Below are 25981 nucleotides of genomic sequence, written 5' to 3' on the forward strand. Positions count from 1 at the left end.
TCCTACGCAGTCGCGGCTGGCGTGGAAACGCATAGCAACGCACAATGGCTATGCCGATTTCGCACAAGCGCAGCACTGAACATGAACCCTGATTTATTGACCGAGCAACTCGGGCTGTTTCTCGATGTATTGGAGAGTGGCAGTTTTTCCGCCGCTTCGCGCCGTCATCCGCTGACACCTTCGGCGGTCGCGCGGCGGATCGACAGCCTGGAAAGCGCGGTCGGCAGCCAGTTGTTCATTCGCAGCACTCACGCCGTACTCGCCACGCCGGCCGGTCTCGCGTTTGCCGAACGGGCCCGGCGGATCGTCGCCGAATTGCAACTGGCCCGAGCTGAAGCGGTGTCGCTAAGCAGTGCGCCAGAGGGCCTGATTCGCATCGATGCCCCGGCAGCCTTCGGGCGACGGCATCTGGCACCCGTAATCGCTGACTTTCTCGTTCTGTATCCGGGCCTGGACGTGCAATTGCACTTGATCGACAGCTTCGTCGATATGGCCGGTTCCAATCTTGGCAAAGTCGATCTGGTCCTGCGCGCAGGGCAAATGGCTGATACCCGATTGGTCGCCACACCCTTGGCGAGCATGGTGCGAATTGCCTGCGCCAGCCCTGACTACCTCAAACGCCGTGGTGTGCCCGGCAGGCCGGCGCAACTGAGCGAGCATGACGGCCTCGACTGGGACGGCCTCGCACCGCCCTTCGCCTGGCGCTTTGAACAGGACGGCCAGATGCAACTGCACCGCCCGGGGCGAATCCGCATGAGCGCCAACAACGCCGAAGCATTGGTCTGTGGCGCCTTGGCCGGATTGGGCATTGCTCATCTACCGACCTGGCTGGCCAGTGAATACCTGTTACGCGGCGAATTGCTGCCTTTGTTTTGCGAAAGCGGGCTACCCAATCCGGAGTCCACCGGCATTTACGCGTTGCGCATGGAACAGCAGACGAATTCGCGTAGTCGCTTGTTGCTGGAGTATCTGAAAAGCCGCTTCAGCCCGGTGCCGCCCTGGGATCTGGCGCTACAGCGAGATTTGGGCCGCCACTGAGGCTGGAGAATTATCTAGCGCATTAAACATTCGGGCGCTAGATTCATGACCATCACCGATCAAGGCTTTGTTATGAAATCCGAGCGCAATACCCCCGACCTTTGCGAAGAACTGCTACTGGATAACCAGGCCTGCTTCGCCCTGCATTCCACTTCACTGATGATGACCAAGGTCTACAAGCCACTGCTGCAAGCGTTGAATCTGACCTATCCGCAGTACCTGGCAATGATGGTGTTGTGGGAAAAGGATGGTTTGACGGTCGGAGAGATCAGCACACGGTTGCTGACCGACCCCGGTTCGCTGACTCCACTGCTCAAACGCCTGGAAGGCGAAGGGTTACTCAGCCGCACGCGCAGTCGAGAGGATGAGCGGGTGGTGATTGTCGAGTTGACCGAGCAAGGCCGCGCGCTGCGAGACAAGGCGCAGACCATTCCGCAATGCATCCTCGGCGCCAGCGGCTTCACCCTGGAACGCCTGCAAAAGCTGCAAGCGGAATTGCAGGCACTGCGCGGTCACTTGCAAGAAAGCCTGATCTGACTTCCACACAGTCCCTGTGGGAGCGAGCCTGCTCGCGAATGCGTAGTGTCAGTCGATATGAATGGTGACTGATACACCGCATTCGCGAGCAGGCTCGCTCCCACATTGATTTCATCGACAAGAAAATATTTTCACCATCTGATCTACCGCGCAATCCGCTCTAACTCGAGCCTTACAGCCACCCTCTCATACCCGCCGCTTCGTCAAAGCGCAGCTTTTTTTAAAATTTGTCTTGCGCGCAATATATTCGCGCGATACATTTATCTCGCACTTACTTAGCGCGCAAACAATTAGCGCACACAACCACACCCAATGAGGCTCACACCATGCAAACTCTCTACACCGCAATCGCAACCTCCACTGGCGGCCGTGATGGTCGTGCGATCTCCAGCGACAGCATTCTCGACGTCAAACTCGCCACCCCGAAAGAGCTCGGCGGTGCCGGCGGCGCGGCGACCAACCCGGAGCAACTGTTCGCTGCCGGCTACTCGGCCTGCTTCATCGGCGCACTGAAATTCGTCGCCAGCCAGAGCAAACGCAAAATCCCTGACGATGCCTCGATCACCGCCCACGTCGGTATCGGCCAGATCCCCGGTGGCTTCGGTCTGGACATCGACCTGCACATCAGCCTGCCTGGCCTGGAACAAGCCGACGCACAAGCGCTGGTCGACGCTGCTCACCAGGTCTGCCCGTACTCCAACGCCACCCGCGGCAACGTCGATGTGCGTCTGCACGTCACCGTTTAACTGCTGATAGCCCAGGCCCGAACAGGAAATGAACATGCACACTTTCAGCAAAGTCTTGACCGGTACCCTTCTCGCCCTGTCCATCCACAGTGCATTTGCCGGTGATGTCGAACACAACACTCAGGCATTCCTCGATGTGCTGAATGCCGGCACCGGCAAACCGATGGAACAGCTGACGCCCAAAGATGCCCGCGCCGTGCTGGTCGGCGCGCAGTCCGGGGTCAAGTTGACGCTGCCCAAAGCGGACGTCAGCGAGAAAACCATCCAGGTCGATGGCCAACCGTTGAGCCTGACCATCGTCCGGCCGGCCGGGGTCAAGGGCGAGCTGCCAGTGTTCATGTTCTTCCATGGCGGCGGCTGGGTGCTGGGCGACTTCCCGACGCACGAGCGGCTGGTGCGGGATCTGGTGGTCGGTTCTGGAGCGGCGGCGGTGTTCGTCAATTACACGCCATCGCCGGAAGCGCATTACCCGGTGGCGATCAACCAGGCCTACGCCGCAACGAAGTGGGTCGCAGAGCACGGTAAAGAGATCAATGTCGATGGCAAACGTCTGGCCGTGGCGGGCAACAGCGTCGGCGGCAACATGGCGGCTGTGGTTGCACTGATGGCCAAAGACAAGGGCACGCCGGCGATTAAGTTCCAGGTGCTGCTATGGCCGGTGACGGATGCCAATTTCGATACCGGTTCCTACAACCAGTACGCCGAAGGACACTTCCTCACGCGCAACATGATGAAGTGGTTCTGGGACAACTACACCACCGACGCCAAACAGCGCAGCGAGATCTACGCCTCGCCGCTGCGGGCCACCACCGCACAACTGAAGGGCCTGCCGCCCGCGCTGGTGCAGACCGCCGGCGCCGATGTCTTGCGTGATGAAGGCGAAGCCTACGCACGCAAACTGGACGAGGCCGGAGTGCCGGTGACGTCAGTGCGGTACAACGGCATGATTCACGATTACGGTTTGCTCAACGTGGTCAGTCAGGTGCCAGCAGTGCGTTCGGCGATGTTGCAGGCATCTGAAGAACTCAAGGAACACCTGAAGTAACCACAATCCCATTGTGGGAGCGAGCCTGCTCGCGAAAGCGGAGTGTCATCCGGTGATGTGCTGGCTGACAGAACGCATTCGCGAGCAGGCTCGCTCCCACAGGGAATAGGTGTGGAGCACAAAACCCAGGCACAAAAAAGCCCGACTCAATGGTCGGGCTTTTTCTTTCCGCGAAAAGCAGTGCTTATTTGGCACGGCCTTTGTAGGAACCGCCTTCGCGGGTGTCGATTTCGATCTTGTCACCGATTTCGATGAAGTCAGCAACCTGCAGCTCGGTACCGTTGGCCAGCTTGGCTGGCTTCATGACTTTGCCGGAAGTATCGCCGCGGGCCGAACCTTCGGTGTAGTCAACTACACGTACGATGGTGGTCGGCAGCTCTACGGAAACCAGACGCTCTTCGAAGAAGATCGCTTCGCAAACATCGGTCATGCCTTCTTCAACGAAAGGCAGAACAGCTTCGATGTCTTCAGCGTTCAGCTCGTACATGGTGTAGTCAGTGGTGTCCATGAACGTGTAGGTGTCGCCGCTGATGAAGGACAGGGTCGCTTCTTTGCGGTCGAGGATTACGTCGTCCAGTTTGTCGTCAGCGCTGTAAACGATCTCGGTCTTGTAACCGGTCAGCAGGTTTTTCAGCTTGGTCTTCATGATCGCGCTGTTACGGCCCGACTTGGTGAATTCAGCTTTCTGAACCAGCCAAGGATCGTTCTCGAGACGGATCACGGTACCGGGTTTCAGTTCTTTACCAGTTTTCATTGCGAATATCCGAATTTGGATGGGATTTACAAAAATCTAGGCCGCGTATCATATCCAATTTAGGTAAAACTGTACCAGCGCTGCGGCAAGATCGGCCTGCAAGCCTTGTTCCAGACACCATTTTTCGGCATTTTCCTGCAGTTCGGGCCAGTGTTTGCGGCTCGCCAGCCAGTGATCACCGATCGGCTGCCCGGCACTCCAGGCTCGCCAAAGACCGTTCATCGCCTCAGCAGCAGCCGGCGACAGGCCTTTCGTGTACAGCGCAAGAAACGCGTCGAGTTTGTCCAGGTGGATGTCTTCGTCCTGCTGATAGATGTGCCAGAGCATCGGCCGCCCCGCCCATTGCGCGCGAACGAACGAATCCTCGCCGCGCACGGCGTTGAAATCGCAGCACCACAGCAGGTGATCATATTGATCCTGTCGGACGAACGGCAGGACCTGCACGGTCAATGACTGCCGCACATGGATCGCACCGACCGTCAGGGTTTCAACCCCGAGCCAGCGCGCAACATCGCCAAGAATGCGCCCTTCCGGCACCAGTAGATGGGTTGGCGTGGCGTCCGCTGCCAATACGTCCAGCCAACTGGCCAGCCCGGCATTCTCGTAGGCAAATAACGAAATCAGCTGCGCCTCAGGCGTGCGATCAATGCCCAGGCCCTGCAGGAATTGTCGCTGCGCCTCGGGATCCTGCTGAAACTGCTGACGCTGCTCAAGCAATCCACGCTCACGCAGCAAGCCGCCAGTACCGGGCCGGAAGCCGGGGAAAAAGAAGATTTTCTGCACCGATTTGTATTTCACCGATGGCAGACCATGACAGCCAAAGACCCAGTCCTCGGCGCTGAGGTAGTCGAGGTTCATCCACAACGGCGGCTTTTCGCGTTCGGCCATGGCGTCCATGTAATCACTGGGCAACTGACAGGCAAACGCAGCGATGACCACATCCGCCGCTTCAGTGTGTGCCCACTCACTCGGCCAGTGCCGCACCTCGACGCCCTGCCGCCATTGCTGCACGGCGTTGACGTCGATGTCCGGGCAGATCCGTTCGAACGCACGCAGGTCATCGACCCACAGGCGCACCGCCAAAGAGTGCTCGGCGACCAATTGCCGGGCCAGACGCCAGGTCACGCCGATATCGCCATAGTTGTCGACTACGGTGCAAAAAATATCCCAGCGGGTGTTCACTTCCGGCATTCAAGACTCCCGTTGGCAAAAGCAGCGATTGTCCGCATAAATGACCTCGTGCAGAAGAGCCGACGAGTATTAATCTTCGTGCGACAATCGCCACTTGCCCGTAATCATCCGCCAGGAGGCAGCCATGCCCTATCGTCCCAATCCGCGCCGCCCATTGCCTGTACAGCTTAGCGCGCTGCATCTGACCGGCAGCATTGCCTTGGGCATGTGGCTGGGTTTTCTCGCCATCGCGCTGACCTGCTGGCTGCTGTCGCGTTTTCTGTTCAGCGAACAATTGGCACCGGTCGCGCAGGCGGTGCAGGAACTGGCCAAGCCACCGGCGGCCGTGCAGGTGCAGCCGGATATTCCAGCGCAGAGCCCGTTGTTCGACCAGTACGAAGAAAACCTGCGCAAGAACGAACAGCAGGCTCGACTCGATCAAGCGCGCAGCAGCTCGCGAAATCAGTCCAACCCAAAATGCCAGTTCTGGTTGCAACAGGACCAGACCGCCCCGAGCGAAAAAAGCCGCGCCAACGTTTTGCAATTCTGCGATTGATCATGAACAAGCACATCGTCCACCAACTGATTCTCGACAAACTGCGCATCGACCTCGACGTTGCCGAACGCGCTGCGCAAACCGCTTACGAAACCGCGACCCACGAAGAAAACATCGCCGAAAACAAGTACGACACGCTGGGGCTTGAGGCGTCGTATCTGGCGGCGGGTCAGGCGAAACGGGTTGAGGAAATTCGTCAGTCACTGGCGCTGTGTCAGAACCTGACGCTACGTGCCTACGATGAAAATCGCGGTATCGAAATCGGCGCCCTGCTTGGTCTGGAGGACGAAAAGGGTCGCGAACAATGGCTGTTTCTGGCGCCGGACGCGGCGGGTCTGAAAGTCGACGTGGTCGGTCAGCCGATTACCGTCATCACCCCGCGCTCGCCGCTGGGCAAAAGCCTGCTGGGCAAGTTCGAAGGCGATGAGGTGGAGATTCTGGTGGCGGGCACCCGGCAACAGTTCGCTGTCACCGAGGTGCTCTGAAACAACTGATCAGTGAACCGGCAGTTCGACGCCGTCGAACAGTTCTTCCAGCTCTTGCTTGTTGTGGCACTGAATCGCTTTGGCCATGACTTCGCGGGTCAGGTGCGGGGCGAACTTCTCGATGAAGTCGCACATGAAACCCCGCAGGAAGGTGCCGCGACGGAAACCGATCTTGGTGATGCTCGACTCGAACAGTTCGCTGGCATCCAGCACCACCAGATCGTTATCGAGTTTGGTGTCGACCGCCATTTTAGCGACGATGCCCACACCCAGACCCAGACGCACATAGGTTTTGATCACGTCGGCGTCGGCGGCGGTGAACACCACTTTCGGCGTCAGGCCGCGATGGCTGAAAGCTTCGTCGAGTTTCGAACGGCCGGTGAAACCGAACACGTAAGTCACGATCGGGTATTCGGCCAGAGCTTCAAGGGTCAGCTTCGGCAGCTTGGTCAGCGGGTGGCCCTGCGGCACGACTACGCAACGGTTCCAGCGGTAGCACGGCATCATCACCAGATCGCCGAACAGCTCCAGCGCTTCGGTAGCGATGGCGAAATCGACGGTGCCGTCAGCGGCCATTTCGGCGATCTGCATCGGCGAACCCTGGTGCATGTGCAGCGCCACGTCCGGGTATTGCTTGATGAAATTGCTGATCACCGGCGGCAGGGCATAACGCGCCTGGGTGTGGGTGGTGGCGATCGACAGGGTGCCTTTTTTCTCGTTGGAGAATTCCTGGGCGATCTGCTTGATGCTTTCTACCTTGCGCAGGATCTCACCGGCTGTGGTGATGATGCGCTCGCCGGCCGGGGTGACGCGGGTCAGGTGCTTGCCACTGCGGGCAAAGACTTCAACGCCGAGTTCGTCTTCGAGCAGACGGATTTGTTTACTGATGCCCGGTTGCGAGGTGTAAAGGCTTTGGGCTGTAGCGGAAACGTTGAGGTCGTGGTGCGCCACTTCCCAGATGTAGCGCAATTGTTGAAGCTTCATATGAATCCCTCAAAGCAGGTAGACGCCACGGGCATCAGCGACGGTATATAACTATATTAATGGTTTGAAGAATAAATCTAGAACTTTTTTATCATAGTGCCATTATTCCTGCCTCAGCGATCCTCCCGGCGCCGACGCTCCACCAGCGGCACCAGATAAACCGGCACCTTGGCCAATTGCAGGACCCGGGCCGCCGTGCGCCCCAATGGCGTTTCCGCACCCACCCCGTGGCTGTGACTTCCTACGATCAGCAAATCGACAGAGAGTTTCTGCACCTGGTCGAGAATCACCTGCGACGGATCGCCCTGCAGCACGCGCACTGCGCGAATGCGCTGCAGGTCTTGTTCGCCCTCTTCCCCCAGTTCTTCACGAAAGCTTTCCAGCACCCGCTGTTCGATATTGGCGATGACGGTTTTCAGACCCTGGCTGTGAAATTCGTTCAATGCCTGCTCGTCGAGATAGCTCTGCAACACCGACTCGGCAAACAGCCCCATCGGCTCTACCGCGTGCACCACGTATAAATCGGCATTGAATGTTCGCGCCAATGCCAAGGCATGCTGCATCACTAACGGTGCGTACAGACCGAGGTCAGTGGCATACAGCATCGAACGAATCATATGACCTCCTCGCGTGCCAACATGGCGGAGATTTGATTCAGCTTAGCAGTGCCTTGGCGAGTACGACGTGCGGCGCAACGTCTTGAACCACAGGGGTTTAGATCGACGGTTCGTTGCTGATGCCATGCGGCACGTGGCCAGTGGCAACGACTTCGCGGGCGAGTTCGCAATGGCCGGCCTGATCATCGAAGAAGACGTCGGCGGCGAACGCTTCGAGAAACGCCGATTTGGTCAGGCCACCGAGAAATAACGACTCGTCGAGACGAATGTCCCATTCGCGCAACGTGCGGATCACCCGTTCATGAGCCGGGGCCGAACGCGCGGTTACCAGCGCCGTGCGGATCGGGCAATCGTCGTCGGGGAATTCGCGCTGCAACAGATTGAGCGCCGCCAGAAAGCCTTTGAAGGGGCCGCCACGCAAAGGCTCGCGGGCCGCTTCGCGCTCCTTGGCCTGGAACGCTTCGAGCCCGCCAGACTGATAGACGCGCTCCGACTCATCGGAAAAAATCACCGCGTCACCGTCGAAGGCGATGCGCAATTCATCACTCGCGGCACGGCTGGCACCACCGGACAAAATCGTTGCCGCCGCGAACCCGGCGTCCAGCGCCGCGCGCACATCTTCCGCATGGGTGGAAAGAAACAGGTCGCAACCAAACGCCTTCAAATAAGGATACGGACTGCGCCCGCCAACGAACGCCGCGCGGGAAATCGCCAGGCCGTAGTGGTGAATCGAGTTGAACACACGCAGCCCGGTGTCGGCGCTGTTGCGCGAGACCAGAATCACCTCGACCCGCGCCCGCCCGAGGCGACTGTTGAGGCTCAGGAGTTTTTCCACCAGCGGGAAGGCATCGCCGGGCGCAAGGATTTCGTCTTCGTGCTCGATCTGATATTGCCGGTAGGCTTCGACGCCGCTCGACAGATAGACCTTGTGGCTCTCGCTCAGGTCGAACAGCGCGCGCGACGAAATCGCCAGCACCAGTTTGTCATCGATGTTTTTGGCCATGCCTTCCCCCAGAGCGACCGGCTTAAACGTTGCGCCGGTCGATAAAACTTAAATTGCGATACAACGCTTCGATGCGCGGCAACTCACAGCCTGCCGCTTTCGCCGCTGCCAGTGGCCGAGCGTAGATCGCTTCCAGCTCCAGCGGTCGTTTATGTAAAAAGTCGTGGTACATGCTCGGCCAGTAGTCGAGCATTTTCTCGGTCATCATGAACAGATAGTCGGCGTATCCCGGCGGCACTTCATGGCCACAGGCCTTGGCACCCTGCACCACTTCAGCCATCAATGCCTGAATCGATGCGCGGCTGTCGGCATCAGCCATCAGCTGGGTGGTGCCAGCACCAAGCAGCACCGACAGGCCGTTGTAGGGAATATTCCACACCAGTTTCTGCCAGCGCGCCTGCTGCAGATTGGGCATCGCCTGGGAATCGATCCCGGCAGCGCGGAACATCCCGGAACCCTCCTCGACAATCGCCATACAGGCGGCGTCATTGCTGGATGGACCACTGTGATAACCGACGTTCACCGCGCCCAAGGCTTGATGGATGACTTGCCCTGGCCCTTCGCGATGCACGCAGATCAGGCACAGGCCGCCCAGCAGATGCAGGGAATCGGGAAGCAATTCACGCAAGCTGTCTTCGACGTCGAGGCCGTTTTGCAGCACCAGCACTTTCGCATCGGGTTTGGCCGCTTGAATGATAGAAGGCGCGAGACCGGCATTGCTGGTGGTTTTCGCCCCGACCAACAGCCAGTCGCACTTGGGCATATCCTCGGCCGCCGAATAGGCCTGCACCGGATTCAATGTCAGCGGGCCATGCACCGCGCTGTTCACCTGCAAACCGCGTTCAGCCACCGCCGAAAACTCGCTGCGCAACAGAAAGTGCACATCGAAGCCGGCACGCGCCAGCATCACACCGTAGAAACCACCAATCGCGCCGGTGCCAATGATCCCCACTTTCGGTTTATCAAAGCCCGGTTTATTCACTGCCCCCATCATGGCAACTCCTCTGCAATTCGACCCAGTGCCTGCGCCAATGCCTCGTTGAGTGCATCGGCCGTCAGGCGTGTATGCAATGCCCCAAAGAATTCGCCGTCGCGCACGACAAACAGCGCCGGCAAATGAAAGACCTGATAACGCTCGACCAACCCGCCGTTGTCGCCGGCATCGATCCAGCACAACTGATCGATGGCCAGATCGAGTCCCGGCAACACCTCGCGGGCATAACGGCAACTGGCGCAGCCGACACTGGTGAAAATCACCAGGGAAACGCCGCTCATCGCCAATAGCCGTTGATCGGCGTCGAAATCGGTCAGTTCGGATTCGACCACTATACTGGGGGAAACAATGTCAAATGACCGACACAGGGAGTCTGTGCTCATGGGACGTTTCATACCTCATCCGGACGAGGTGCCGGTTGAATTAACCTTGCTCAAGCCTGAGTGTATTTCCAGGCAACAGCTGCACACTATCAGCCTCGGCGGCATCGCTTGCAATTACCACCGTGCCTGGCGCCATGGCACGGCGCTGCAAGTGCGTATGCCGACACTGAATGCCGACATCTGTTATCCGGGCTATGTCGCGTGGTGCCTGCGCCGCAAAAAAGGCTATCTGGTGGGCATCGCGTTTACCGATGAGCAGACGCTGTTCAGCGCGCGAATGGGTGAGCAGGTGTGTCAGATCGAGCGCTACTGCCGCATGCACGACACCCACGATGACCTGCAAGAAATTCAGGCGGTGGCCCTGCAATGGGTCGAGCAACACGCCGACGAGTTCTCCCACGACAGCGTGCGCAAGGCTTTTGCGCAGCCAGCGCTGGACTAAAGCACCTTTTGCCCATTGTCGAGCAGGCGCTTTACGCGCTAAGGTTCCGCTCCCCGACGCGCTTAAATCTGCTGTGCTCCGCCGCGCGGGGATCGCTGGCGGCCGGCACCCGTGACCTGACGAGTAAACGATGGCTGATTTACCGATCAACGACCTAAACGTCGCCTCTAACGAGACCCTGATCACTCCCGATCAGCTCAAGCGTGATATCCCTCTGAGCGACGCTGCCCTGCGCACCGTCACCAAGGGCCGCGAAGTCATTCGCAACATTCTTGATGGCACCGACCACCGTCTGTTCGTAGTGATCGGCCCGTGCTCGATCCACGACATCAAGGCTGCCCACGAATACGCCGACCGCCTCAAGGTGCTGGCGGAGGAAGTCTCCGACACCCTGTATCTGGTCATGCGCGTGTATTTCGAGAAGCCACGGACCACCGTTGGCTGGAAAGGCCTGATCAACGATCCGTACCTGGACGACTCGTTCAAGATCCAGGACGGTCTGCACATCGGTCGTCAGTTGCTGCTGGATCTGGCCGAAAAAGGCCTGCCAACCGCCACCGAAGCCCTCGACCCGATCTCCCCGCAGTATCTGCAGGACCTGATCAGCTGGTCGGCGATCGGCGCGCGCACCACGGAATCGCAGACTCACCGTGAAATGGCTTCCGGCCTGTCCTCGGCCGTCGGCTTCAAGAACGGCACTGACGGCGGCCTGACCGTGGCGATCAACGCCTTGCAGTCAGTGTCCAGCCCACACCGCTTCCTCGGTATCAACCAGGAAGGTGGCGTGTCGATCGTCACCACCAAAGGCAACGCCTACGGTCACGTGGTGTTGCGCGGTGGTAACGGCAAGCCGAACTACGATTCGGTCAGCGTTGCCCTGTGTGAGCAGGCGCTGAACAAGGCGAAGATCAAGCCGAACATCATGGTCGATTGCAGCCACGCCAACTCCAACAAGGACCCGGCCCTGCAACCGCTGGTGATGGAGAACGTCGCCAACCAGATCCTCGAAGGCAACCAGTCGATCATCGGCCTGATGGTCGAGAGTCATCTGAACTGGGGTTGCCAGGCAATTCCGAAAGACCTCGCCGACCTGCAATACGGCGTGTCGATCACCGATGCCTGCATCGACTGGTCCGCCACCGAGAACACCCTGCGCAGCATGCACGCCAAGCTCAAGGATGTTCTGCCGAAACGCCAGCGCAGCTGATACGCGTTCTACAGGCATAAAAAAACGCCGGGCATTGCCCGGCGTTTTTTTTGTGTCTGCGGTTCAGATCTTGGCGGCGCGGCGCTGGTGACGCTCCATGTAGCGCTCGACGTAGGAGCACGACGGAATCACCGTGTAGCCCATTTCTTCGGCGTATTGCAGCGCGCTTTCGGTCAGCGCAGCAGCAATGCCACGGCCACGCAGGGCGTTGGGCACAAACGTGCGATAGATATCCAGGGTCTGTTTTCCCAGATCCATATAGGTCAGGTAGGCACGATGACCGTCCACATTGGTCTCGAACTGATGACCAGCCTGGTCATGGTGGATGGACAACGCCTCGCTCATCACTACTCCTCGCGGGTCTTGAATTCTGACCCCTACCTTACCGATGTTTTTCCGGCGAAGGAACAACTACGCCACCCCGTGCCTGATGGACACCGAGAAGAGCCACACCGATCTCGCGCAACCGAGCACCTGATAAATAGTAGGCATCATTGGCAAAAATGCTCAAGGTGCGCTCGTCATCAAGCCGGTTGACGGGGGTTGCTCCGATGGACGCAGGGGTGGCGTGGGAGAAGATCTTCCCGGGCCGCTCACCTGAACATTGCCGGATGTTGAGACTTAAGACGTGCGGCCTTTTTTAAAGTCACCTCAACATGGACAAAAGATAAGCGAAGCAGCACGCAAAATCGGAACAAAAGTATGGACGAATTCATTTAGACAGACTTTAGCCAAGACTGCAAAAACAGCACATGACAACGGGAACTTTTTCTCATTAGCTCGCTCTGCGCGGGACTTGTAGCTGGGTGTTTTTTAAACAACCAGGTTAAAAGTTGCTCGAAAAAGAATCAGCAACTACAATTTTTTTTGCTTCTTGCGCTACGTCAGTTTACTTACTACAAGTAATGGGTAGTATGTACGCCGGCTATTTCCTCAATCGTGAGGAGACAGCCACTTAATTTGAAAGTCCTTGAAGGGGAACACGATGAACAACGTTCTGAAATTCTCTGCTCTGGCTCTGGCCGCAGTTCTGGCTACCGGTTGCAGCAGCGCATCGAAAGAAACCGAAGCACGTCTGACCGCTACTGAAGACGCAGCTGCTCGCTCCCAGGCTCGTGCAGACGAAGCTTACCGTAAAGCTGATGAAGCTCTGGCTGCTGCTCAAAAAGCACAACAGACTGCTGACGAAGCTAACGAGCGTGCTCTGCGCATGCTGGACAAAGCTAGCCGCAAGTAATAATCCCTCGGGATTGTTATCGAGCCGACCCGATTTATCGGGTCGGCTTTTTTATTGCCCATCGTTTTTGATCAGGCAATAAAAAACCCGCCGACGCTTCACGCATCGACGGGTTCCGGGGTACGACTTACTGCTGCAGGTCGATCGGTGTATTGGCAACAATCGGTGCCGAAGTATTCGGCGTGCCGATTTCCGTTGGCAGGCCATCTTCGGCCGCGACCACATCACGCACCACGTCCCAGTTCACACGCAGGTTGCTGGTGACGTCTTCACGCTTGAGCATCGCGTTGATCACTGCTGTGTGTTTGTCGACCACCGAGGGGTTGCCCTTGTCGTCGATCGGCGTGTGCGCTTCCAGATAAACCTTGCCGCCACTGCTGCCGAACTTGTACGCATCGTTGAGGATGCGCACCGAAGTCCCGACCGGCACCATGCCGGCCATTTCCAGCACGTTGTTATTGAACATGCGGAAGCAGCCGTGACTGGTACGCATGCCGATACCGAATTTCTTGTTCGAACCGTGGATCAGGTAGCCTGGCGTGCCAAGGGTGAACTTGAACGGCCCCAGTGGGTTGTCAGGGCCGGCCGGCACCACGTTTGGCAGCGGATCACCGTCAGCGGCGTGTTCAGCCTTGATCGACGCAGGAGGCGTCCAGGTCGGGTTTGGCGTCTTGGCGGTGATCGAGGTATGCGCAATCGGCGAACCCCAGCCCTCACGTCCGATACCCAGCGGGAACGTGTAAACCACGTTCTTGCCCTTCGGGAAATAGTAGAGGCGGTACTCGGCGAGGTTGATCACAATGCCTTCGCGCGGGCCCGGCGGCAGAATGAAACGGGTCGGCAAGACGATTTCTGTACCCGCGCCCGGCAACCAGGCATCGACGCCCGGGTTGGCCGCGACCATTTCCGAGTAACCCAGATCGTACTTCGTGCCCAGATCGGCAAAGGTGTCTTCGTACTTGGCTTTGATCACCTGCACCTGGCCGATGATGTCCTCACCAGGTGGTGGCAGGGGAAACTCCAATGCAGCAACGGGACCGGCCACACACAGGGCGGCAAGTGACAGGCAGCGGGTGACGGCAGGAAAGCGCGGCAACATCCGGAAAATCCTTCGCATGATCAACAAGGGTATAAGAGCGCGATTGTACACCGCGCTTTGAATATTGGGGGAGACAGCCCGATGGACCGCGTCAGGCCTTGAAAAGATCGCAGCCTGCGGCAGCTCCTACAGGTGTACGCCCTTCCTTGCAGGAGCTGCCGCAGGCTGCGATCTTTTGACCTTAAAGCTCGAAACGCAATTCCGGCCAGATCGGCGATGTGCCGCGCTTCTGCGATTCCAGAATCGCCCGGCACAGCGAGCACAGTCGCTGATCCTGAAACACCCGGCGATCCACGCTCGACCAGCGCGGTTGCGCTGGCAGCAGACTGCCGCACAGGGTGCGATCGGCCGAGCCACCGAGTTCGAGTTGCCGGGTCACCAGATGCACCCGCACTTCCTGGCAGGCGAACAGATCCAGCTGCTCGTCGGGCTCGATCAGTTGGTAGGCAAACAGGGACCAGGCAGAACGCGACATCGGGGGCTCCAAATAAGGGGGCGCCACATTAGCCGAAAGCCTGCCCTTAGAAAAGCCTCATAACAGCGGTTTTAGCGTCGGCCAGACATTTTCCAGCAACTTGCCCTGAGCCCCGGCTGCCGGGTGCAGACCATCGGCCTGCATCAAGTCCGGATGACCGCCGACGCCGTCGAGGAAAAACGGTACCAGCGGGATCTTTTTATCGTCCGCGAGTTTGCCGTAGACCTCGGCGAAAGCGTCGGTGTAGCGCTTGCCGTAATTGGGCGGCAACTGCATGCCGAGCAACAGCACCTTGGCACCGCTCTGGCGGGAGCTGTCGATCATCGAGGCAAGATTTTGTTGCAATTGAATTGGCGGCATTCCGCGCAGGCCATCGTTGCCGCCAAGTTCGAGGATCACCAGTTCCGGCTTATGCTCTGCAAGCAGCGCCGGCAGGCGCGCCTGGCCTCCGGCACTGGTGTCGCCGCTGATGGAGGCATTGACCACTTTATCGTCGAAACCCTCCTGTTTGAGCCGTTGCTCGAGCAACGACACCCACCCCAAACGGGTATCCAGTCCGAAACCGGCGCTGATACTATCGCCAACGATCAGGACAGTACCCGCCGCTGCGTTCTGGGCCATGCACATCAAGGCCAGGCCAGCACTCAAAAACCACACACGCATCGGATTCTCCATGGGCGCAAGCATTCTCACCGCGAAGAACCTCAGCAAAGTGGTTCCCAGCGCGGAAGGTGAACTGACTATCCTGCACGAACTCAGCCTGGAACTGAACAAGGGCGACAGCCTGGCCATTGTAGGCGCGTCCGGTTCGGGCAAATCCACCCTCCTCGGCCTGCTCGCCGGCCTCGACCTGCCGAGCAGTGGCGAAGTCATCCTCGCCGGACAGAGCCTGAGCAATCTCGATGAAGACCAGCGCGCGCGCATTCGTGCCGAGCACGTCGGTTTCGTCTTTCAATCGTTTCAACTGCTCGACAGCCTCAATGCGCTGGAAAACGTCATGCTGCCGCTGGAGCTTGATGGCCGCAAAGACGCCCGTGAACGGGCGACCGAATTACTCCAGCGCGTTGGCCTCGGCCAGCGCCTGACACATTCGCCGCGCCAGCTCTCGGGTGGTGAACAGCAGCGCGTGGCGATAGCGCGCGCGTTTGCCGCCGAGCCTGACGTGCTGTTCGCTGACGAGCCGACCGGCAACCTCGACAGCCATACCGGTGAGCGCATCAGCGATTTGCTCTTCGAATTGAACAAGGAACGCGGCACCACCCTGGTGCTGGTGACCCACGACGAACGCCTGGCCCATCGCTGCCGGCGCCTGATCCGCCTTGAAGCCGGGCTGTTGGTCGCCCCTCTGGAGCCTTGATGGCACGTTTGCCGCTGTTGCGTCTGTTCAGTCTCGCCATACGCCAACTCATGCGCGATGCCCGCGCCGGTGAATTGCGCGTGTTGTTCTTCGCGTTGGTGGTGGCGGTGGCGGCGAGTACCGCCATCGGTTATTTCGGTGCTCGCCTCAACGGCGCCATGACCCTGCGCGCCACCGAGTTTCTCGGTGCCGATCTGGTGCTCGAAGGCAGTTCACCGGCGCGCGAGGAACAAATCAAGAGCGGCACCGAATTACGCCTCAACCATGCGCAAGTGGTGGAGTTCTCCAGTGTTATCGCCACCGACAACGGCATTCAGCTGTCGAGCATCAAGGCCGTCGACCGCGCGTATCCTTTGCGTGGCGAACTGAAAAGTGCTCCAGCGCCCTTCGCAACCGAAGATATTGGCGGCGAACCGCAATCGGGCGAAGCCTGGGTCGAGGCGCGTCTGTTGACGGCGCTGGACCTGAAGATCGGCGACAGTATCGACGTTGGCATGAAGACGCTGAAGCTGACCCGCGTGCTGACCTACGAACCGGATCGCGCCGGCAACTTCTATAGCCTGACGCCTCGGGTCATGATCAACCTCGACGACCTCGCCGCGACCGGCGTCGTGCAACCCGGCAGCCGCGTAAGTTACCGCGAACTGTGGCGCGGCGAACCGCAGGCGCTGGAAACCTATCGGCAACTGATCAAACCGGGGCTTGCGGCCAACCAGCGGATTCAGGATGCCCGCGACGGCAACCGGCAGATTGGCGGTGCGCTGGGCAAAGCCGAGCGTTATCTGAACATGGCCAGTCTGGTCGCCGTGCTGCTGGCCGGCGTGGCCGTGGCGTTGTCAGCGAACCGTTTCGCCAGCCGGCGTTTCGATGCCAGTGCCTTGTTGCGCTGCCTAGGGTTGTCACGCCGGGAAACCATGCTGCTGTTCAGTATTCAACTGACGGTGCTCGGACTGTTCGCCGCCCTCAGCGGCGCGTTGCTTGGCTGGCTGGCGCAATTGGGCCTGTTCGCCCTGCTGCATGATCTGCTGCCAAGTGACGTTCCTCCGGGCGGCCTGTTTCCGGCCATTGCCGGGATCGGCACCGGGCTGGTGGCATTGGCCGGATTTGCCTTGCCGCCGCTGGCTGCGCTGGGCCGCGTGCCGCCGTTGCGCGTATTGCGTCGCGACATGCTGCCAATTCCATCGAGCACCTGGATGATTTACGGCGCGGCACTGGGCGCGCTTGGCCTGATCATGTGGCGCCTGAGCCTGGATCTACTGCTGACCTTTGCCCTGCTCGGCGGTGGCGTAGTCGCCGCGCTGGTGTTGGGGGGGCTGCTGTTGTTGTTGCTGCGAAGCCTGCGGCGAATGCTCGCCCGCGCTTCTCTGCCGTGGCGCCTGGGCTTGGGCCAGTTGCTACGCCATCCCTTGGCAGCGGCCGGTCAGTCGTTGGCATTCGGTTTGATTCTGCTGTCGATGGCCCTGATCGCTTTGCTGCGCGGTGAACTGCTCGACACCTGGCAAAACCAGTTGCCGAAAAATGCACCGAACTACTTCGCCCTGAACATCCTGCCGGCAGACAAACAGGCCTTTGCCGATCATCTGGTCAATGTCTCTGCGCAAGCGGCGCCGCTCTATCCGGTCGTGCCCGGGCGGCTGATCAGCATCAATGGCGATCCGGTGCAGCAAATCGTCAGCAAGGACTCGGCCGGAGACCGGGCGATTCAACGTGACCTGAGCCTGACCTGGGCGGCGGACTTGCCGGCGGGCAACAAGCTCACCGCAGGTGAATGGTGGAAGGATCAACCGACCGACGATGTTCCCGGTGTCTCGGTGGAAGGTAAGGTCGCCGAAAGCCTCAAGCTCAAACTCGGCGATCACATGGTGTTCAGCGTCGGTGGGGTCAATCGTGAAGCGAAGGTCAGCAGCCTGCGCGAGATCAACTGGGACAACTTCCAGCCGAACTTCTTCATGATCTTCCAGCCAGGCACATTGAAGGATCTGCCGGCGACGTACCTGACCAGTTTCTATCTGGCACCGGGTCATGATCAGCAGATCGTCGAGCTGTCGCGAACCTTCCCGGCCGTCACCATCCTGCAGGTCGAAGCATTGCTGGAACAACTGCGCAGCATCCTCGCTCAGGTCACCCTGGCCGTGGAATATGTCTTGTTGTTCGTGTTGGCGGCGGGAATGGCCGTGCTGTTCTCAGGCTTGCAAGCGACGCTGGATGAACGCATTCGCCAGGGTGCCTTGCTGCGTGCACTGGGCGCGGAACGACAGTTGCTGATCAAGGCAAGGCGCATCGAGTTCGGCCTGCTCGGCGCGGTCAGCGGTCTGCTCGCGGCAATCGGTTCGGAAGTGGTGAGTCTGGTGCTGTATCGCTACGCCTTCGACCTGCCGTGGCATCCGCATCCGTGGTTGCTGGTGCTGCCTTTGATTGGCGCAGTGCTGATTGGCGGTGCCGGCGTGTTCGGCACACGTCGGGCGCTGAATGCGAGCCCACTGACAGTGTTGCGCGAGGGTTGATAGACTCAACCGCTCTTAACCACAAGAAGTAGCCATGAGCCGTTATCGCCCTCCTCGCACCGCCGGCACCGCGCTGATCACCCCTGAAGGTGAAGCGCGGATGCGTGCCGAATTTCATGAGCTGTGGCATGTGCGCCGCCCGCAGGTGACGCAATCGGTCAGCGAAGCGGCGGCTCAGGGTGATCGCTCGGAAAACGCCGAATACACCTACGGCAAGAAGATGCTGCGCGAGATCGACAGTCGCGTGCGCTTTCTCACCAAACGCCTGGAAGCACTCAAGGTCGTCAGCGAAAAGCCCAGCGATCCGAACAAGGTCTACTTCGGCGCCTGGGTAACCATCGAAGACGAAGACGGCAAGCAATCGCGCTACCGCATCGTCGGCCCGGACGAACTGGATCTGAAACTGGGCCTGATCAGCATCGACTCGCCACTGGCCCGTGCCTTGATCGGCAAGGCGCTGGACGCCGAAGTTCGAGTGCAGACGCCGACTGGCGAGCAATTCGTTTACATCGTCGCCATCGACTATCCGTGAAGCGTATCAGCGGCGAGTGATCAGGCCCTGCCGCGCAACGCGGACCAGTTGTTTGATCATCTCTGGCGCATCTTCGGAAGCCGGGGCCTGAATCACTGCCAGATCAAAACTGTCAGTGGCGAAACGCGCCAGCGACTCGCCGTCCTCAACGAACTGGATCAGGAACGCGGCAGGACCGCCGCTGCGACGTGGCCAGCCATCGAGATAACGCAACAGCGTCGGCTGATGTTTGCCGCCAAGAAGAATTTTCGGGTTGCGCTGGGTGATATGTGCCGTGATCGGCGCGGGACGTGCTGGAGGGCGTAGTGCATTCATCGTGTCGTGTCTCTGCCTCAAAAGTCTGCATGGCAGGTGAGAGGCAACACCGAACCAGCGCTTTAGCGGTATTTCGAAGCCCTGTTCCGGCTTCTGACGGCAACTGTTCAAGTCACCTGGCGCCCCGCAAGTAGCTGTTTAAATCGGCGCATGGGCAACATCCTAGAGAACGTGACCGATGAGTGTCAAGAATCAGCCGCAACAAAAAAGGCCCGCACAATGCGGGCCTTTTCCTTGAGCCAGAGCCTTCAACCGGCGATGGCGCGATCCACCGAAAGCTTGCCGGCGCCTTCGATCAGTACCGCGAGGCTGCCACCCAGCAGGGCCAGAGCGAACTCATAACCGTTGTTGGCCATGAACAAACCGTTGCTGATGTGCACGGTGAAGATCGCCACCAGCGACAGGAAGGTCAGGCCCAACGCCGCAGGACGCACCAGCAAGCCGATGATCAAGGCCAGGCCGGCGAAGAACTCGGTACCGCCGGCCAGCGTGGCCATCACGTAACCCGGGTGCAGGCCGATGCTGTCCATGTACTGCGCCGTGCCTGCCAGACCATAACCACCGAACAGACCGAAGAGTTTTTGCGAGCCGTGAGCTGCGAAGATCACGCCGACAGCGATGCGCAGGATGGTCAGACCGTAGCCGGCGCGGGTGAACAGGACTTTGTTGATCAGAGAGTTCATGGGGCATTCCTTGTTTTGCGAAAAGTGTTGTGTGTTGGTTGGCCGCTATATTAATCAGTAAATCTCATGTTAAAAGCGCAAATATTCCGCCATAACAATCAAATTATTAGATCATTTACGTGAGACGACTTTCTGCGCCCCGGGCTCCAACGACTCCCGCTCCCGGTCGAACGCCAAGTAGTACTTGTTCACGCTATTAACATAGCTGACCGGCCCCATTCCCACCTGCTCCATGGCGATGCGCTCGACCTGAAAGAACCACTGATTGGGATTCAGCCCCCGGCGTCGGGCCTCAGCGCGCATACCCTGCACGCGCTCGGGGCCGATGTTGTAGGCCGCCAGAGTGAAGGCCATGCGTTCGCGCTCATTGAGCTTGGGGCTGTTGAAGAATTTGCGGCGGATCATCGCCAGATATTTGGCCCCTGCCTGCACATTCGCATCGAGATTCTGAATGTTGTTCACGCCGACTCGCTGAGCGGCGGAAGGCGTGATCTGCATCAGCCCGGTCGGGCCACTGCCGCTGCGCGCATTGGGTTGCAGGCGTGATTCCTTGAACGCCAGTGCGGCCAGATTGAGCCAGTCCATGTTCTGCGCCTGGGCGTGCTTTTGCAGGGTCGGGCGCAGTTTTTCCAGGCGCTGGCGATCAGCCTTGGCCAATGGATAGTGGACTTGATAGAGACGGCGGTAGATGCGCAGAAACGCTACGTCCTCGTTGGAGGGCTTCTTGTAACCACCGAGAAAGCGATCAATGCTCGCCCGCAACATCGAAGCATCACGACGTACGAACCAGTACTCCTCGCCCGGCTCACTGATCATCACTTGCCGGTCGAAACGCAACTTCGGCAAAATCTTGCCCCAGCGTTCGGCGATCGGTTGCTCGACAATCGTCAGATGAAAAATTCCGCCCTGAACCATCTCCAGCACGTCTTCGACGGCCAGTGTCGGATCAACCCATTCAATCTTGATCGGCGCCAGTTTGTGCAACGCCAGTTTCTGATTGAGCTGACTGACCGCCTCCCCCGCCGCACTGCCGGTGGGCAACGCCAGGGTTTTGCCGGAGAGCTGCTCGACTTTGGTGTAGCGCCGCTCGCCTTTGATGCCGACCAGCACCAGCGGCACGTTGCTGGAGATCGGCTCGCTACTGGCGACCGCATAGCCTGGCTGCAAATCGAGCAATTCACCCGGCGCGACCAGATCACCTTCACCACGCTGCAACGCGCCGAGCAGTTGATCCTTGGCTTTGGGAATGATCTTGAGGGTGATTTCCTGGCCATCACGGGCGTGGCCATTGAGGTATTGCTCGAAGGCGCGCAGGCGATGGTATTCGACGCCGATGGCCTGGCCCTGGACTTCGCCGGAACTGTTGCGGCTCTGGTTGACCAATACGCGCAACACTCGACTGCTGCGAATCTCGGACAAGTCGCGCACTTTGGCGGCCGGCACGGCTTGCAGCGGCCCGGGCAGGCGCGCGACCGCCGTGATCGGCAGTAGCAACGAGGCACACAACAGCAGCAAAACCGAGGGACGAACCATCCACTCTCCGGAAAGAATACGGGGCAATTTCACCGCTGAACGGTCGAAATCACCGACGGAAACAGAGCGCCTTGAGCGCTGGCAAAGTGCAAGAGACTGGCACAGTGATGGCATCTTTGCCAAACCGGGCTGCCTCGCGGCCTCAAGAGACAGCTATAACTCGTTGTAGTTCTTGGCTTTTCTTATGAATCTACAGCTCTGGTATGCTTTCCGGCCTTCGGCCCGAGGTAGCAACCATGCAACTCATCGATATCGGCGTCAACCTGACCAACCCAAGTTTCGCCGACAAACACCAGGCCGTGCTCGACCGCGCCTATGCCGCCGGGGTCTGCCAACTGGTGCTGACCGGCACCAGCGTCGAGGGCAGCGAGCAGGCACTGGAACTGTGCCAGCAACTCGATGAGGGTGGCCAGCGACTGTTCGCTACCGCCGGTATTCATCCACATTCGGCCAGTGACTGGAACGCAGACAGCGCGCGACGTCTGCGCAGTTTGTTGTCGGAAACCAACGTCGTCGCCGTGGGTGAATGCGGGCTGGATTTCAACCGCGATTTCTCCCCGCGCCCGCAGCAGGAGAAAGTCCTCGAAGAACACTTGGCCATGGCCGTTGAATTGCAGTTGCCGGTGTTCCTGCACGAACGCGATGCCAGCCAGCGTTTGCTGGAAATCCTCAAAGACTTCCGCGATCAACTGCCCGCCGCTGTCGTGCACTGCTTCACCGGCGAGCAAAAAGCTTTGTTCAGCTATCTCGATCTGGACCTGCACATCGGCATTACCGGCTGGATCTGCGACGAGCGCCGTGGCACGCATCTGCATCCGCTGGTGAAAGAGATCAAACGCGGACGCTTGATGCTGGAAAGTGACGCGCCGTACTTGCTGCCACGCACCTTGCGACCGAAACCGAAGAACGGCCGCAATGAGCCGGCGTATCTGACTGAAGTCCTGCGCGAAGTGGCGTTGCATCGTGGCGAAACCGAGGAAGATCTGGCGGCACACACCACCGCGTGTGCCCGTGCGTTCTACAACCTCCCCACCCTCTCCTGACACACCCCAATTCCCTCTGTAGGAGTGAGCCTGCTCGCGATGGCGGCAGCTCATTCAACATTGAGGTGACTGACACACCGTCATCGCGAGCAGGCTCACTCCTACAAGGGCGGGACCGTGCGGTCTGTTGACTCATATCAAGATCCGCAGATCTGCATAGCGGCACAATAATGGCACCTTGCCAAAACTGTTTCCGCTATCAGAGAAGACCTCCATGGGTGCCTGGCTTAGCAATATCTCGCTGAAATACAAATTCTGGGCGGTCAATGCAGTCGCCTTCGTCACCACCCTGCTGCTGGTGTTGTACGCCGTGCAACTCGAACAACAGGCGCGCAGTCACGCGTCACGTGCCTCGGCACAAGCCCAGGCGCAATTGCTCAAGGCCTGGCCAGCCAGCCTGGCCCTGCCCAAAGCTGATCAGGTGCTGACCTTCAAACGTGGGGAAGCGCCGCGCCTCAATGATCAACCGCTGCTGGAGATCACTGACAACAACGGCTGGATCGACATCAATCACATGCCGCTGTTTGGCGATAACCTGCTGATGGGTGCCGAAGTGTTCAGCCGCACCGATGGCCAACAGGTCGCAGTAATTGCTCATGGCCCGAGCCTGAGCCAAGTGTTCAGCGAGCGTTTCGCCAACTACGCGGTGGCGGTGTTCATCCTGATGCTGGCGATGCTCGGCGCTTCACAACTGCTGATCCGTTTCCTGCTCAGCCAGCTCAACACCTTGAAAGACGTCATGCTCCACGTCGAAAAAAGCGGCGATCTTTCAGCCCGAGTGCCGCTGGCCGGTAAAGACGAAGTCGGACAGATGGCCAATGCGTTCAACGCGATGCAGGCTGGTTACCAGCGCGTCGTCACCACAGTGGCCAACACCGCACGGCAACTGGATGTCGGCGCGGCACGGTTGGCGTCGAGCATGAACGAGGTGCGCCACGGCATGCTCGGCCAGCAGAGCGAAACCGATCAGGCCGCCACTGCGATCAACGAAATGACCGCCACGGTTTATCACATCGCCCAGCACGCCGGCGCCACCCGTGATCTTTCGCAGACTGCTGATGGCCTCGCCGGCAGCGGTCAGCAAGTGGTGGCCCGGGTGCAGCATTCGATTGCCGGTTTGTCCAACGGCGTACAACAGACAGCCGAAATGATCCAGCGCCTGGCCGAAGACAGTCAGAAGATCAACGGCGTGGTCAGCGTGATTCACAGTATCGCCGAGCAGACCAACCTGCTGGCGTTGAACGCCGCCATCGAAGCAGCCCGCGCCGGTGAGATGGGTCGAGGTTTTGCGGTAGTGGCCGATGAGGTGCGTAACCTCGCCAAACGCGTGCAAACCTCCACCGACGAGATCACCACCATGGTGTCGGCTTTGCAGGCGGGCACTCGCGATGCGGTGGATTTCATGCAGGAAAGTTCTTACAAGGCCGACGACTGCGTGCAGCAGGCGCAGGAGGCTGGCGAGGCGCTGGCAGAGATCACCGGGGCGGTGGCGCAGATGCGTGAAAGCAATACGCAGATTGCCGTCGCGGCGGAGCAGCAAAGTCAGGTTGCCGAAGAGATGAACCGGGCGGTGGTGAGTATTCGTGATGTGACCGAGAACACCGTGCAGCAGACCGTGGATTCGGCGACGACCAGTAATGAGTTGGCGACGTTGGCTGGGGAACTGAGCAAGGCCATAGGTCAATTGAAACTTTGAAGATCAAAAGATCGTAGCCTTCGGCAGCTCCTGCAGGTGTACGCATTTCAATGTAGGAGCTGCCGAAGGCTGCGATCTTTTTTGTCCATCATTACTATGATGCCAATAGCCAACCTTGATTCGCCGCCCTCCGCGCCCGGGCCTATTCTTCAACCATGAGTTCAACATGGATCGAGGAGTAGAAAACATGGGCAAACGTCACCCCAACCTTCCCGCGTGGCAATGGCGCGCGTACCCGGGTAACCATCAACACCCGACTAATCTGGTGTTGCACCTGATTGCCGTACCGCTGTTCATCGTCGCGTTTCTGCTGATTGTGTCCGGGGTTTTCAGCCTGAGCCTGGCCAGTGTGGCCATCGGCGTAATCGGCATCGTCGCGGCGCTGGGTTTGCAGCGTCACGGCCACAGCCTGGAGGCGCAAGCCTCCGAGCCGTTCAGTGATCGAAAAGATGCGGTGTCGCGGTTACTGGTCGAGCAGTTTCTGACTTTTCCGCGCTTCTTTCTCAGTGGCGGCTGGTGGCGCGCCTGGCGTGAGCGCCACCGTCGGCATTGAGTCAGGCGAAGATCGTGACGGTCTGGCGACTCATCGCAATCAACTCGCCTTCTGAGCTCCACAGCTTGGCGGCCACATGGCCGTAGCCGTCAGCGGCGTACTCGATGTCGGCTAGATATTGGCACCAGTCCAGTGTGCTCAAGTCACGTAGCGGCTGAACGAATTCGATGGTCCAGGTCAGCGTGCTGCCCGGTGCAGGCTTCTTCAGATACGGCAACAACGCGGGTGGCCACGCATCCACCAAGGCCAGCAGATGCGCCTCTTTGACCGGCTCTTCTTTGACATCCCCACGCAAGCGCACCCAGCCTCCCATCAAACGCGATTGATTGCCGGTGAACGGCATGCCGCCGACGCTCCAACGCATCGCCAGATGACGCATGAATTCCGGGGTCACGCCTTTGATGTAAGGCAGCTCCTGGCATTCGTCCCAGTGTTTCATTGACGGCGCCGGATACGCTTCGACGGCAACCTCCGATGGCCGCGAAGCGCCAAAACTGCCTTGGACGATGGTCACCACCTGGCCATTCTGCATCGCCCGGCCCATGACCTGGCTGACCGCTTTGCCTTCGCGCAGCACGTCCACTTCGAAACGCACCGGGACTTCGGGTTCGACAGGGCCGACAAAGGTGATCGCCAGCGAACGCACCGGGCGATCCGCCGGCACTTGCGCACGCATGGCTTCGTATTGCAGCGCCGCTACCAGGCCACCGAAACTGGCGCGACCTTGGCCCCATTCGGCAGGAATGGTCAGTTCCGGTTGACGGCGGACCGCATCGAGCAGATCGCTAAAGCGCATGGCAACCTCAGAAAACGAGAAAGGAATGCAGGGATCTTAACCAGAGCTGCACCGCGCCGCAGCGTCTATTCCGGTCAAATGGGCTGACAGAAAGGCCTTCATTAAATATCAGCCACATTGGAGATCCCCTGTAGGAGTGAGCCTGCTCGCGATAGCGGCCTGACATTTGTTGAGTGTCAGGCCGCTATCGCGAGCAG

The 25981-nt window shown here is 59.3% G+C and carries 30 protein-coding genes; 15 read left to right on the forward strand and 15 right to left on the reverse strand.

Features of this window, described 5'->3' with window-relative positions; translation table 11 throughout:
• Positions 1-81 precede the first annotated feature (81 nt).
• The 4 genes from CQ009_RS06420 (at position 82) to CQ009_RS06435 (ending at position 3366) form a co-directional block, all read left to right on the forward strand.
• A complete protein-coding gene (locus CQ009_RS06420) occupies positions 82-1038 on the forward strand; it encodes a LysR family transcriptional regulator (protein WP_105705217.1) in 957 nt (318 codons plus the stop codon).
• 72 nt (positions 1039-1110) lie between these two features.
• The gene (locus CQ009_RS06425) at positions 1111-1575 is read left to right on the forward strand and encodes a MarR family winged helix-turn-helix transcriptional regulator (RefSeq protein ID WP_064391673.1); all 465 of its coding nucleotides are present in this window, start codon (positions 1111-1113) and stop codon (positions 1573-1575) included.
• 326 nt (positions 1576-1901) lie between these two features.
• Entirely contained in the window at positions 1902-2321 is a 420-nt protein-coding gene (locus CQ009_RS06430) for an organic hydroperoxide resistance protein (RefSeq protein WP_105705218.1), read from the forward strand.
• A 34-nt stretch (positions 2322-2355) separates the two neighbouring features.
• Positions 2356-3366, forward strand: coding sequence for an alpha/beta hydrolase (locus tag CQ009_RS06435; RefSeq protein WP_064391395.1), 1011 nt, complete (start codon positions 2356-2358; stop codon positions 3364-3366).
• A 184-nt stretch (positions 3367-3550) separates the two neighbouring features.
• Here the strand turns inward: CQ009_RS06435 and CQ009_RS06440 are convergent, their stop codons facing one another.
• Entirely contained in the window at positions 3551-4120 is a 570-nt protein-coding gene (locus CQ009_RS06440) for an elongation factor P (protein ID WP_007908599.1), read from the reverse strand.
• Positions 4121-4168: 48 nt separating this feature from the next.
• Positions 4169-5311 (reverse strand): elongation factor P maturation arginine rhamnosyltransferase EarP, encoded by a 1143-nt coding sequence (earP, locus tag CQ009_RS06445; protein WP_105705219.1) that lies wholly within the window; start codon positions 5309-5311, stop codon positions 4169-4171.
• Between the two features lie 124 nt (positions 5312-5435).
• Between earP and CQ009_RS06450 the strand changes: the two genes are divergently transcribed.
• On the forward strand, positions 5436-5846 hold the full coding sequence (locus CQ009_RS06450; protein WP_105705220.1) for a hypothetical protein: 411 nt from the start codon (positions 5436-5438) through the stop codon (positions 5844-5846).
• Between the two features lie 2 nt (positions 5847-5848).
• Entirely contained in the window at positions 5849-6331 is a 483-nt protein-coding gene (locus tag CQ009_RS06455) for a GreA/GreB family elongation factor (protein WP_105705221.1), read from the forward strand.
• Between the two features lie 9 nt (positions 6332-6340).
• Here CQ009_RS06455 and cysB read toward each other — a convergent pair whose 3' ends face one another.
• The 5 genes from cysB to CQ009_RS06480 all read right to left on the reverse strand — a co-directional run bounded on the left by cysB (position 6341) and on the right by CQ009_RS06480 (position 10312).
• A complete protein-coding gene (gene cysB, locus CQ009_RS06460) occupies positions 6341-7315 on the reverse strand; it encodes an HTH-type transcriptional regulator CysB (RefSeq protein WP_007908591.1) in 975 nt (324 codons plus the stop codon).
• A gap of 113 nt (positions 7316-7428) precedes the next feature.
• Positions 7429-7932: a universal stress protein gene (locus CQ009_RS06465; protein ID WP_064391399.1), complete on the reverse strand. Its 504-nt coding sequence runs from the start codon at positions 7930-7932 to the stop codon at positions 7429-7431.
• 97 nt (positions 7933-8029) lie between these two features.
• Complete coding sequence (locus tag CQ009_RS06470; protein ID WP_064391400.1) at positions 8030-8935, reverse strand: 5'-nucleotidase; 906 nt, start codon at positions 8933-8935, stop codon at positions 8030-8032.
• Positions 8936-8957: 22 nt separating this feature from the next.
• On the reverse strand, positions 8958-9929 hold the full coding sequence (locus CQ009_RS06475) for a putative 2-dehydropantoate 2-reductase (RefSeq protein ID WP_177431005.1): 972 nt from the start codon (positions 9927-9929) through the stop codon (positions 8958-8960).
• Positions 9926-10312 (reverse strand): co-chaperone YbbN, encoded by a 387-nt coding sequence (locus CQ009_RS06480; RefSeq protein WP_105705223.1) that lies wholly within the window; start codon positions 10310-10312, stop codon positions 9926-9928. Before CQ009_RS06480 ends, CQ009_RS06475 begins: the two co-directional genes overlap by 4 nt.
• Here CQ009_RS06480 and CQ009_RS06485 point away from each other — a divergent pair.
• Together CQ009_RS06485 and CQ009_RS06490 are read left to right on the forward strand one after the other, a co-directional pair.
• Positions 10311-10754: a PilZ domain-containing protein gene (locus CQ009_RS06485; RefSeq protein WP_007908584.1), complete on the forward strand. Its 444-nt coding sequence runs from the start codon at positions 10311-10313 to the stop codon at positions 10752-10754. The two genes, CQ009_RS06480 and CQ009_RS06485, sit on opposite strands and share 2 nt — an antisense overlap.
• 130 nt (positions 10755-10884) lie before the next feature.
• Positions 10885-11961, forward strand: coding sequence for a 3-deoxy-7-phosphoheptulonate synthase (locus CQ009_RS06490; protein ID WP_003226802.1), 1077 nt, complete (start codon positions 10885-10887; stop codon positions 11959-11961).
• Between the two features lie 63 nt (positions 11962-12024).
• On the opposite strand, the gene CQ009_RS06495 is transcribed toward CQ009_RS06490, so the two are convergent.
• Complete coding sequence (locus CQ009_RS06495; RefSeq protein ID WP_003226804.1) at positions 12025-12306, reverse strand: GNAT family N-acetyltransferase; 282 nt, start codon at positions 12304-12306, stop codon at positions 12025-12027.
• Positions 12307-12946: 640 nt separating this feature from the next.
• Here CQ009_RS06495 and oprI point away from each other — a divergent pair.
• Entirely contained in the window at positions 12947-13198 is a 252-nt protein-coding gene (gene oprI, locus CQ009_RS06500) for an outer membrane lipoprotei OprI (RefSeq protein ID WP_003199355.1), read from the forward strand.
• Between the two features lie 127 nt (positions 13199-13325).
• Here oprI and CQ009_RS06505 read toward each other — a convergent pair whose 3' ends face one another.
• The 3 genes from CQ009_RS06505 to CQ009_RS06515 all read right to left on the reverse strand — a co-directional run bounded on the left by CQ009_RS06505 (position 13326) and on the right by CQ009_RS06515 (position 15435).
• A complete protein-coding gene (locus CQ009_RS06505) occupies positions 13326-14297 on the reverse strand; it encodes a L,D-transpeptidase family protein (protein ID WP_105705224.1) in 972 nt (323 codons plus the stop codon).
• Between the two features lie 181 nt (positions 14298-14478).
• A complete protein-coding gene (locus CQ009_RS06510; protein WP_007908575.1) occupies positions 14479-14772 on the reverse strand; it encodes a hypothetical protein in 294 nt (97 codons plus the stop codon).
• A gap of 57 nt (positions 14773-14829) precedes the next feature.
• Positions 14830-15435: an arylesterase gene (locus CQ009_RS06515; RefSeq protein WP_064391404.1), complete on the reverse strand. Its 606-nt coding sequence runs from the start codon at positions 15433-15435 to the stop codon at positions 14830-14832.
• 10 nt (positions 15436-15445) lie between these two features.
• On the opposite strand from CQ009_RS06515, the gene CQ009_RS06520 reads away from it, so the two are divergent.
• The 3 genes from CQ009_RS06520 to greB are packed head-to-tail and all read left to right on the forward strand — an operon-like array spanning position 15446 to position 19165.
• A complete protein-coding gene (locus tag CQ009_RS06520) occupies positions 15446-16129 on the forward strand; it encodes an ABC transporter ATP-binding protein (RefSeq protein WP_008079923.1) in 684 nt (227 codons plus the stop codon).
• Positions 16129-18633, forward strand: coding sequence for an ABC transporter permease (locus CQ009_RS06525; RefSeq protein ID WP_105705226.1), 2505 nt, complete (start codon positions 16129-16131; stop codon positions 18631-18633). The genes CQ009_RS06520 and CQ009_RS06525 overlap by 1 nt, the downstream gene beginning before the upstream one ends.
• Before the next feature lie 34 nt (positions 18634-18667).
• Positions 18668-19165 (forward strand): transcription elongation factor GreB, encoded by a 498-nt coding sequence (gene greB / locus CQ009_RS06530; protein ID WP_003226818.1) that lies wholly within the window; start codon positions 18668-18670, stop codon positions 19163-19165.
• 6 nt (positions 19166-19171) lie between these two features.
• Here greB and CQ009_RS06535 read toward each other — a convergent pair whose 3' ends face one another.
• From CQ009_RS06535 to CQ009_RS06545, 3 genes are all read right to left on the reverse strand, one after another.
• Complete coding sequence (locus CQ009_RS06535; RefSeq protein WP_064391406.1) at positions 19172-19480, reverse strand: hypothetical protein; 309 nt, start codon at positions 19478-19480, stop codon at positions 19172-19174.
• 248 nt (positions 19481-19728) lie between these two features.
• The gene (locus CQ009_RS06540; RefSeq protein ID WP_064391407.1) at positions 19729-20163 is read right to left on the reverse strand and encodes a DoxX family protein; all 435 of its coding nucleotides are present in this window, start codon (positions 20161-20163) and stop codon (positions 19729-19731) included.
• Positions 20164-20274: 111 nt separating this feature from the next.
• On the reverse strand, positions 20275-21696 hold the full coding sequence (locus CQ009_RS06545; RefSeq protein WP_105705227.1) for a transglycosylase SLT domain-containing protein: 1422 nt from the start codon (positions 21694-21696) through the stop codon (positions 20275-20277).
• Between the two features lie 236 nt (positions 21697-21932).
• Between CQ009_RS06545 and CQ009_RS06550 the strand changes: the two genes are divergently transcribed.
• From CQ009_RS06550 to CQ009_RS06560, 3 genes are all read left to right on the forward strand, one after another.
• A complete protein-coding gene (locus tag CQ009_RS06550; protein WP_105705228.1) occupies positions 21933-22739 on the forward strand; it encodes a TatD family hydrolase in 807 nt (268 codons plus the stop codon).
• 214 nt (positions 22740-22953) lie between these two features.
• Positions 22954-24435 (forward strand): methyl-accepting chemotaxis protein, encoded by a 1482-nt coding sequence (locus CQ009_RS06555; protein ID WP_105705229.1) that lies wholly within the window; start codon positions 22954-22956, stop codon positions 24433-24435.
• 187 nt (positions 24436-24622) lie between these two features.
• Complete coding sequence (locus CQ009_RS06560; RefSeq protein WP_007908547.1) at positions 24623-24988, forward strand: Mpo1-like protein; 366 nt, start codon at positions 24623-24625, stop codon at positions 24986-24988.
• 1 nt (position 24989) lies between these two features.
• On the opposite strand, the gene CQ009_RS06565 is transcribed toward CQ009_RS06560, so the two are convergent.
• Positions 24990-25784, reverse strand: coding sequence for an acyl-CoA thioesterase II (locus tag CQ009_RS06565; protein WP_105705230.1), 795 nt, complete (start codon positions 25782-25784; stop codon positions 24990-24992).
• Positions 25785-25981 lie beyond the last annotated feature (197 nt).

Source organism: Pseudomonas sp. MYb2, from assembly GCF_002979955.1.
In the GTDB taxonomy this organism is placed as follows: domain Bacteria; phylum Pseudomonadota; class Gammaproteobacteria; order Pseudomonadales; family Pseudomonadaceae; genus Aquipseudomonas.

Excerpts from the sequence above, each read along its gene's own strand:
- CQ009_RS06450 (WP_105705220.1), top strand. The coding sequence starts at position 5,436 with ATGCCCTATCGTCCCAATCCGCGCCGCCCATTGCCTGTACAGCTTAGC.
- CQ009_RS06420 (WP_105705217.1), top strand. The coding sequence starts at position 82 with ATGAACCCTGATTTATTGACCGAGCAACTCGGGCTGTTTCTCGATGTA.
- CQ009_RS06430 (WP_105705218.1), top strand. The coding sequence starts at position 1,902 with ATGCAAACTCTCTACACCGCAATCGCAACCTCCACTGGCGGCCGTGAT.
- CQ009_RS06480 (WP_105705223.1), bottom strand. The coding sequence starts at position 10,312 with ATGAGCACAGACTCCCTGTGTCGGTCATTTGACATTGTTTCCCCCAGT.
- CQ009_RS06505 (WP_105705224.1), bottom strand. The coding sequence starts at position 14,297 with ATGTTGCCGCGCTTTCCTGCCGTCACCCGCTGCCTGTCACTTGCCGCC.
- CQ009_RS06555 (WP_105705229.1), top strand. The coding sequence starts at position 22,954 with ATGGGTGCCTGGCTTAGCAATATCTCGCTGAAATACAAATTCTGGGCG.
- CQ009_RS06440 (WP_007908599.1), bottom strand. The coding sequence starts at position 4,120 with ATGAAAACTGGTAAAGAACTGAAACCCGGTACCGTGATCCGTCTCGAG.
- CQ009_RS06550 (WP_105705228.1), top strand. The coding sequence starts at position 21,933 with ATGCAACTCATCGATATCGGCGTCAACCTGACCAACCCAAGTTTCGCC.
- CQ009_RS06560 (WP_007908547.1), top strand. The coding sequence starts at position 24,623 with ATGGGCAAACGTCACCCCAACCTTCCCGCGTGGCAATGGCGCGCGTAC.
- CQ009_RS06510 (WP_007908575.1), bottom strand. The coding sequence starts at position 14,772 with ATGTCGCGTTCTGCCTGGTCCCTGTTTGCCTACCAACTGATCGAGCCC.
- CQ009_RS06525 (WP_105705226.1), top strand. The coding sequence starts at position 16,129 with ATGGCACGTTTGCCGCTGTTGCGTCTGTTCAGTCTCGCCATACGCCAA.
- CQ009_RS06485 (WP_007908584.1), top strand. The coding sequence starts at position 10,311 with ATGGGACGTTTCATACCTCATCCGGACGAGGTGCCGGTTGAATTAACC.
- CQ009_RS06495 (WP_003226804.1), bottom strand. The coding sequence starts at position 12,306 with ATGAGCGAGGCGTTGTCCATCCACCATGACCAGGCTGGTCATCAGTTC.
- CQ009_RS06470 (WP_064391400.1), bottom strand. The coding sequence starts at position 8,935 with ATGGCCAAAAACATCGATGACAAACTGGTGCTGGCGATTTCGTCGCGC.
- CQ009_RS06490 (WP_003226802.1), top strand. The coding sequence starts at position 10,885 with ATGGCTGATTTACCGATCAACGACCTAAACGTCGCCTCTAACGAGACC.
- CQ009_RS06545 (WP_105705227.1), bottom strand. The coding sequence starts at position 21,696 with ATGGTTCGTCCCTCGGTTTTGCTGCTGTTGTGTGCCTCGTTGCTACTG.
- CQ009_RS06435 (WP_064391395.1), top strand. The coding sequence starts at position 2,356 with ATGCACACTTTCAGCAAAGTCTTGACCGGTACCCTTCTCGCCCTGTCC.
- CQ009_RS06455 (WP_105705221.1), top strand. The coding sequence starts at position 5,849 with ATGAACAAGCACATCGTCCACCAACTGATTCTCGACAAACTGCGCATC.
- CQ009_RS06540 (WP_064391407.1), bottom strand. The coding sequence starts at position 20,163 with ATGAACTCTCTGATCAACAAAGTCCTGTTCACCCGCGCCGGCTACGGT.
- oprI (WP_003199355.1), top strand. The coding sequence starts at position 12,947 with ATGAACAACGTTCTGAAATTCTCTGCTCTGGCTCTGGCCGCAGTTCTG.
- greB (WP_003226818.1), top strand. The coding sequence starts at position 18,668 with ATGAGCCGTTATCGCCCTCCTCGCACCGCCGGCACCGCGCTGATCACC.
- cysB (WP_007908591.1), bottom strand. The coding sequence starts at position 7,315 with ATGAAGCTTCAACAATTGCGCTACATCTGGGAAGTGGCGCACCACGAC.
- CQ009_RS06535 (WP_064391406.1), bottom strand. The coding sequence starts at position 19,480 with ATGAATGCACTACGCCCTCCAGCACGTCCCGCGCCGATCACGGCACAT.
- CQ009_RS06565 (WP_105705230.1), bottom strand. The coding sequence starts at position 25,784 with ATGCGCTTTAGCGATCTGCTCGATGCGGTCCGCCGTCAACCGGAACTG.
- CQ009_RS06425 (WP_064391673.1), top strand. The coding sequence starts at position 1,111 with ATGAAATCCGAGCGCAATACCCCCGACCTTTGCGAAGAACTGCTACTG.
- CQ009_RS06520 (WP_008079923.1), top strand. The coding sequence starts at position 15,446 with ATGGGCGCAAGCATTCTCACCGCGAAGAACCTCAGCAAAGTGGTTCCC.
- earP (WP_105705219.1), bottom strand. The coding sequence starts at position 5,311 with ATGCCGGAAGTGAACACCCGCTGGGATATTTTTTGCACCGTAGTCGAC.
- CQ009_RS06475 (WP_177431005.1), bottom strand. The coding sequence starts at position 9,929 with ATGATGGGGGCAGTGAATAAACCGGGCTTTGATAAACCGAAAGTGGGG.
- CQ009_RS06465 (WP_064391399.1), bottom strand. The coding sequence starts at position 7,932 with ATGATTCGTTCGATGCTGTATGCCACTGACCTCGGTCTGTACGCACCG.
- CQ009_RS06515 (WP_064391404.1), bottom strand. The coding sequence starts at position 15,435 with ATGCGTGTGTGGTTTTTGAGTGCTGGCCTGGCCTTGATGTGCATGGCC.